This window comes from Candidatus Jettenia sp. AMX1 (assembly GCF_030263775.1).
Taxonomy (GTDB): Bacteria; Planctomycetota; Brocadiia; order Brocadiales; family Brocadiaceae; genus Jettenia; species Jettenia caeni.
Genome location: NZ_SZPP01000018.1, coordinates 54,667 through 62,361 on the forward strand (window position 1 = coordinate 54,667; position 7,695 = coordinate 62,361).

A 7,695-nucleotide genomic window follows, 5' to 3' on the forward strand; every position below is an offset into this window, starting at 1 on the left:
ATCTCCTTTATCTCTATGCACTTTGTAGCTATCAGCTATCTCAAAATTTCACTATTAAAATAAGCCTTCGGCGACTTTATTTGTCACCACACGTAGGGCAAGGCTTTAGCCTTGCTTCCCCGCCGGAATGTGCACGGAAGAGAGCAACCCTAAAGGGTTGCCCTACGGAACTGAAATTCCTATACATTACATTAGGTTGGGTTTTAAAAGGCAAAACCCAACGACCTTTACCCACCCCTAACCCCTCCCAAGAGGGGAATAAATACACCCCTAACCCCTCTCAAGTGGGGAGTATAAAAGTCCCCTCTCGGGAGGGGATTGAGGGGTGGGTTAACAGCATCATGAAAAACTTTGAAATTCCTATACATTAAATTAGACCTTCGGCGACTTTTGTTTTGCGGCCAGGCGTAGGGACGAAGCATTTGCCGTTCAGCGTATACATAGTATTTTAGGCCAATAACGGCAAATGCTTCGCCCCTACAATACATATTGAATTTCCTATACGTTAAATTAGACCTTCGGCGACTTTTTCCCCTCCCTTGATGGGAGGGGTTAGGGGAGGGTGGTTGTCCTTTTCTTTCACCCTCACCTAGTCTCCCCCATCATGGGGGAGGAACTCTTTGTTTGAATTTCCTAAGCATTAAATTATTGAACTATACATAACGACATAAATTCTCAGCACTCTATCATTCCTGGCCTAACCTGGAATCCATTGTTTTTCCGGATTCCCGTTTTCACGGGAATGACATTTACGTCTCTGATAAATGACGCTATGTATAAAACAGGATATGAATTTTCTGTATCCTGTTCATCCTGTCTACCCCCTGCAAAAAAATCTCAACAAAAAAAGCCCAACAAGAGAGGTACCTTCTTTCCTTATCATTGTCCCATTGATTAACAGTTGTACATATTAGCCGGTCTGCCGTTAATCACAATACAATGAAACTGAGTCTCAGTTTCGACAAACACTATACCAGAATAAAAATCATTGTCAATAAAAATATTAGAAATAATACCTTGTTATTAATAACTTTTCATAAGCATTCAATAAAATCCCTGTATCATCAGCCTGCTATCAAAAAGCTTGTTTACGGTTTTTATTGACATTACCCTCTCAAGTATTTATAATTTTTACTAAGGCCTAGCAAAGAGGCAAAAAAACCTCCTTGTCCTGGTCCCGGGGATTAATAATTGTACTTTAGCCGGTCGGTTATTAATCCCTTTTTTTGAAATACCATACCAAAACTCTACGAAAAGCAAGCCTGATACAGTGTCAACATACATTGCAGCTCCGCAAAATTCCTTTACCAATATTTCTAAAAACAAAAAAGCCTTACCGCAAAGATACTCATGGAAAATATCTTCGGCAGTAAGGCTATCTTATTTCAACGTGTCGGTTATGAGTGTAAGTGTCTGTTATTTAAACTGACACTGCCCACCAGCACTGTCCACTGTTACAAGACCCTTTCCTTTGCGCCCCCCGATCACTCGAGGTTTACCTTTATCGAATATTTTACCGCTTTAGTTCTCTGTTACAGAGAAATTTTCATTTTACCTATACAGCCTAAGGTATAGTATAGCCGAAATCATCCGTTTTACGAGAGATAGATCAAGGCTTTAGAGTTTGTGCAAAAATTCCTAAATGGAACCATAGAGAATAAGGGTTTTCATTGAAAAATATGGTATAGAGAGTATGAGTAAAAATAATCTTACTCTTTGCACAGACTCTTTAGCCCCGATTACGCCTGGCTCAAAATTCAAACCGAAAGGTTTGAATTATAATCACGGCTTGATGGTTGACCTGTTACACCAGAGCCTGTAACCCTATCTTTTTTAATTGTCTCTGGTTTTCCTTCATTTTCTGATGTACAGACGACCATGATCTTTTTGCATAGACAATGGGGATGCCTTTACTTTCAGCGATCTTTTTTATCTTATGCGACAGATTATGATTGACAAAGTCGTACAGTACTATGATAAAGTCCATAGTTTCCGGAATTCCTCCGTGTACCTTTTGTCCACTCCTCCCGGTTATATGCCGGACATCATTTACCCCCATTCTATCAAGTTCTTTTGGAATACTACCTAAATGATCACCACCGACAATAAGTACAGACATTTTTCTCTCCTCCTCTTCAAAAGTTATTAATAGATATATTGAGACTCAGTCTCAATATAATATAAAAAAAATTTTAGATGTCAATACAAAATAAAAAATTTATCTTAAGTCTCGTATAGTTAGCAAACTCTAAACAATTCATAATGGTGGAAGAACAGGGACTATGCAGGTAAGTACCTGATCACAAGTTTTTGTACATTCTCTTTATCAAGAGAATATAGAATCCGGAAGACAGAATCCAGAAGACAGGATACTCCTTTTATAAACCTGAACCTGCACAAGAAACAAATACAAACGTTTTGAATCTACAAGGCAAGAGTGAACACAAGTAGGGGCAGGTTTTAAACCTGCCCCTACAACAAAATATTGAAATTCCTGGACATTACATGCGGTCAGGATATACCATAATTCTGATGAATTTATCTATAGATATCCCGAAAAACGGCACGTGTTATTCGCCAATCTTCAACCAAAATACTATCACTTGTTTTTCATAGCATCCTCAAGTGCCTTCAATCGCTTTAACTTCGTTGCCTCATCCTGAATATGCGTGAGTTTTCCCATAGTTTGTGAACTGCCCAACCACCAGCTTATATCCTGCTGGGCATGGGCTACTCCTTTGTACCCCTGCAAATGTTTCCAGAACCACATTTCTACATATTCTCTTTCCACACCGCTTGGATTTCCATCCTTTTCCGTGAATATAGCATAGGCGCCAAGAATTGGTCCTACAACTGGCAAGTGGCCATTGGTTTCTTTCAAGAGGTTATAAACTTCCGGGCCCAATTTTTCAGGGCCGAGTATCTTGACCATTAAATCACTCAAGGGAAAAGGAGGTCTTTCTTCCGGCGATGGCTTAACCATATCCCCGGCAAAAAGCTCTTCTACGATGAGCTGTGCCTCATCTATCCGCTTCCATGATTCAAACATATATTGATCTATGGAATCCAGCCACATCCTTGAAAATCGGCTGCCGTGACACTTTGCACAGAGTTCTATCCAATAGCGCCGTTTCTCAAGGCTTTCCGGGGAATAAATTTCAAGCTTCTTATCCATCGGCGGTATTTTTACACCATAGGGAAAATCCTTCAGACTTGATTTAAACTCCACTTCTTTTGGTGGAGTGACTCCCATACGCCATATACCTTTGGTCTCCACATTCATCTCCCATCGGCCATTACCTACATACATATGACAGTATTGACATGTCGGGGTAGGATAATCTTTGCCGGGAATCACCTCAGAGAGTTTCTTTTCCCAGTTCCACTTCTCTCCGGAAATCTCATAAGCAATTCCCCATCTGGAATGTATATAACTCTCCCAGTCAGGATGATCAGGTCCTAAATGACAGCCTGAACATACCTCCGGACGGCGCGCTTCGGCAGCCGAAAAGAGATGGCGACCATGACAGTCATCACATGACGACATATTCTGATGACACTGATCACATCCGATCATAGAAAAGCCCTGATTGCGCCGGTAATTCTCGACATACCACGGCGTGGACAAACCTCCTTCCCAACTATGAGGATGACTTGGCTTACCGTAATCTCTGCCTCTGGCAAACTCCTTTGCCTGGTTTGGATGACAAGTGCCGCATGAGTTATCTACGGTAGGCATAAACAGGCTCTCATGGTCTTTGCCGTGACAGTAGGAACAATAAACGCCGTCTTTGGTCCCTGGTTTCCAGTTGTTTAACTCCTTACCAATAAGCTCCTCAATCTCCTGTGTTTCTGCAGCAACCTCTGCATTCTTCTTAGGATTGGCATGATTGGACATTTTCCATTGCGCTACAATACCGGGAGTAGCTTCTTCATGACATTCCACGCACTCATCGTACCGGTATTTCTCTAAAAGCTTTTTATAATCATTACTGTCAGTTGGGAAATAATGCCTTGCCGGATTAAAGTAGAGATAAAAGGGAATCGGTTTATAAAATTCTCCCCATGGACCATCGCCCTGAGACAAACCTACAAAATCCTCAAACATCTTCTTAAGTTCCGGATCAGGATACGTAAAAGAGCCTGGAGGGCCTTTAAGCACAGGGGGAACTATTTCCACTTTCGGTCTTTTTGTTTCATCCTCTACCACAAAAATTCCAAACATCCCATTCGTCATATGCTCATTATCATGGCAGTGGAACGCCCAGTTACCGGGTCCAACTCCCTCTCCGGCAACAAAATCCAGGACATACGAAGTAAAAGGCGCTAATGAGATGTTATCAATAAGCTGTCCACTCGCTTTGTCCATCCAGCGATGACCATGAGTATGAAAGGTGTGCATCTCCCCGGAAGAATTTATGAGATGAAATCTTACCTTTTCGCCCATCTTTGCCTGCCATACCAATCCGGGAAAGGCAGAACGGACTCCGTTCATAAATTCCACATCTCCGGACTTACCGTTAAAGGCCTCATATTTCTTTCCCTGTAAAAGAAACGTATGCATGAAGACTACAAACTCTTTATCAGGGGGGTCTGGATCGCTATTCTCCGGTTCCACAATGAAAGCCCCCCATAATCCTCTGGATATCCCTTCTTCGCCCCCCATCTCAAAGACATGAGGGTGATAAAACCAGGTCCCCGGCGTGCCAGAGGTATCCCACTCAAATGTTCCTGAATATCCGGGAGCTGCGATACTATCCGGGTTTCCTGCTATATGAGCGCCATCACTGGCAACCGTGTACTTTGCTCCATGAGGATGGATAGATGAAGGGACGGTAAGTTTATTCGTGAAGTGGATTCTGACCTTTGTTCCTTCTTTCACTTTGATAGTGGGACCAGGCACGGTCGGTTTTTCTCCTTTTATACAGTACCCCCAGGCATCAAAGAATACCCCCGGCCTGAGTTCCAGATCAACAGGCCTCGCCTCCATCTCAAGATTAAGAACTCCATCTTTCCCTACAAGATAGGGAATTTCAGCGTATCCATGCCGAAACCAGAAAAGAAGACATATAAGAACTGTTGTCGGGTAAGCCCATAATTTACGAGACATACCTTACTCCAGTGTGCAAATAGCTTGAGGGCATTTGATTCTCAGCACTGAACTCCCAACAACCCTGAACCGGTGATTTAAATCCTGAGGACCCCAGTACTCTACCTTAAAATTAGTCCCTACCGCCAAATCCAGGTTTTGTCTGCCAGTCGCTACAACAAGGGCAACATCCTTTTTGAACACCGGACTTTGATATACGCCCCCTTTTACCAACTCCTTTACCCCTTCTATTTCTAATTTCCCTGTACGCTCATAAACCTTATGGAGAAGGGCGTAAAGTTTTGGGCTTACAACGAGGGCATAAGGAGGAGAGAAACCCGAACTCCTTAGTTTTTCCACAGCCGATACAACATCCTGAAAACCATTTCCTATTACCGACCAGTCACTAATCTTCAGGATATTCCTTCCGTTAGCATTTAAAAGTCCCGACATGCCCATTTCCGGCAGGCCATGAAATATAAGATCGTCTTCCCTGGCGGCAGCAGCTATTGCGGCGCCCACCGCAGCGCTCACATCCAATGGAGTCTCACACTTTTTCCTTGCCTCTATATCCCTCCAGAAGAGCCAAAAATCTTTGTAAATAAGGGGTATGTGTGCAATTTCTCTTTTCAGGGAATGTATGGCTTCGTTTCCCTCGCCCAACATATCAACATTTGCCCAAGAGGGTATTGCATAGGTATCAAGGGGTACACATTGAGCGCCTGTTCCTAATGGGCCGTAAACCTCGATAAACTTTCTTCCCACAAGATACCCCTCAACCGTCTCATGGACTGTACGTTGCAATTTTGCCCAATCTTCAGATTCAAGATGCACTTCGGATGTAATTTCTGCAAACCTTGCCTCTTTCATCCCTGGTGATGTCTCCCCTTGTGAACAACTATAAGGCGCTCCTGCTTCCTTTGCTAAACCAGATGAAGCCCCTGGCGCTTTATGGCATGCAAGACAGCCCTGCTCCAGGTATTGACAATTTTTATGGACCTTTCTTAATTCCTGTGCTGTGTGACAGGAAAAGCAGTCATTTTCTTTCGTACACGCGGCAAAAACAGATGAACCCCATGGTGAAAAACAGAACGTTACGAGCAAGGCAATAACTCCTGCCAAACCATGCAATGTTTTATATTTATTTAGCATACCCATAACCCTTCCTCCTTTTCTTATTAAGTTACCTTTTCTTTCATAGTAAAAACTCCATTTTGAAGTTAATTTAGCTCTTTCCCAGTAATTTATGTATATCTTTATCTATATGATCCGGTTCGGCATACCCTTCCTCTTTATGGTATTCAAGTTCGCCATTTTTATAGTAATATATCGTGGGAACCTTGCTAATCTTATAAATATAGCTCATTTCTTCTCTATCTCCGGCTTTAAAGATGGGGAAAGCAACTCCTTTTGTCTCAACAAGATCCTTTGTTTCTTTTCCTGCCTCATCAAGTACAACACCCAGTATTTCTAAATTCTCCTTTCTGTGTTCCTTATAAATATCATTCAAAACAGAGAGGTGCTCCTGACAAACCTTGCACTGTGTTTCCCAGAAAATTACCGCCACGACCTTATCGCTTTTTGATTTAATAATCTCTTTTAATTGTGTAGAGGTTATACCCTTGATATCACGTGCATAGGAAACCGTCGGGAAAAATAAGGTCATAAATAAAATAAGAAGTACTGATGCTCTTTTTTGACGGGAAATACTCGGCATGGTAATGCTCCTTTCACGGTAAGGATTACGGGAGTAACTGGCAAACCGCCAATGCGACTTTCAATAACAGACGTATCCGCATTTTACACCAAATTTCTTAAAAAACCATAGGTAACTTTGCAATACAAATATTTGCAAGATGTTTGCCGGTACACATAGTTACCGCTCCTCATCCTGTTTGAGCAGATTATTCTATTTGGATATTGAATGAGCATCTTTTGAAGGTGACGTGGAACCTTCCAGACAACTCTTGAGATCTTCCTCTATATGCTTTGGTTCAGTATATCCCTCCTCTGTATGTTTAAGCTCTCCATTTTTATAATAATACACTACGGGAATCTTTTTAATATTGTAAATATAGCTCATCTCCTCTCTATCCTCTGCCCTGAAAACGGGAAAGGCGATCCCTTTTTCTTCAACAAAGTTCTTTACTTCCTTGGCCTTATCATCAAGTGCAACACCTATTATTTCCACGTTCTTATTTCTATATTTTTCATAAATAGTACTCAGCTCAGGAAGGTGCTCCTGACAAACCTTGCACCATGTCGCCCAGAAGGTTACTGCCAATATCTTATCACCCTTTTTCCTGACAATTTCTTTCAATTCTGTAGAAGTTATATCTTTAATACTACGTGCATAAGAAGTACCGGGTAAGAATATGACGATAAATAAAACCAGCACTACCGAAGCTTTTTTATAGTAAGAAATAATAGACACAATTATCCTCCTTTATATTTAATTAATGTATAGGAATTTCAAATTTTTTCATGATGCTGTTAACACCCCTTACAGTATCCAATAGATGAAACCGAACAGAATAGGGAGAAAGTTGAGTCTTTGGCTAATAGGCAAGTGTATAAAATGCAGAGGATTCTGAAAATGTCATCTA

At 41.6% G+C, this 7,695-nt stretch carries 5 protein-coding genes and 1 riboswitch; all 5 genes read right to left on the reverse strand.

Features of this window, described 5'->3' with window-relative positions; translation table 11 throughout:
- Positions 1 to 1,362: 1,362 nt before the first annotated feature.
- A riboswitch (cyclic di-GMP riboswitch) is annotated at positions 1,363 to 1,510 on the reverse strand.
- Positions 1,511 to 1,804: 294 nt separating this feature from the next.
- The 5 genes from FBQ94_RS07330 to FBQ94_RS07350 all read right to left on the reverse strand — a co-directional run bounded on the left by FBQ94_RS07330 (position 1,805) and on the right by FBQ94_RS07350 (position 7,523).
- Positions 1,805 to 2,119 carry a DUF2325 domain-containing protein gene (locus FBQ94_RS07330; RefSeq protein WP_007223300.1) on the reverse strand — a complete coding sequence of 105 codons (315 nt, stop codon included), beginning with the start codon at positions 2,117 to 2,119 and terminating at the stop codon, positions 1,805 to 1,807.
- Positions 2,120 to 2,599: 480 nt separating this feature from the next.
- Complete coding sequence (locus FBQ94_RS07335; RefSeq protein ID WP_007223301.1) at positions 2,600 to 5,110, reverse strand: multiheme c-type cytochrome; 2,511 nt, start codon at positions 5,108 to 5,110, stop codon at positions 2,600 to 2,602.
- A gap of 3 nt (positions 5,111 to 5,113) precedes the next feature.
- Positions 5,114 to 6,241, reverse strand: coding sequence for a family 1 encapsulin nanocompartment shell protein (locus FBQ94_RS07340; RefSeq protein ID WP_285442074.1), 1,128 nt, complete (start codon positions 6,239 to 6,241; stop codon positions 5,114 to 5,116).
- A 73-nt stretch (positions 6,242 to 6,314) separates the two neighbouring features.
- Positions 6,315 to 6,806 (reverse strand): TlpA family protein disulfide reductase, encoded by a 492-nt coding sequence (locus tag FBQ94_RS07345; RefSeq protein WP_007223303.1) that lies wholly within the window; start codon positions 6,804 to 6,806, stop codon positions 6,315 to 6,317.
- A 192-nt stretch (positions 6,807 to 6,998) separates the two neighbouring features.
- A complete protein-coding gene (locus tag FBQ94_RS07350; protein ID WP_007223304.1) occupies positions 6,999 to 7,523 on the reverse strand; it encodes a TlpA family protein disulfide reductase in 525 nt (174 codons plus the stop codon).
- Between the last annotated feature and the right edge of the window lie 172 nt (positions 7,524 to 7,695).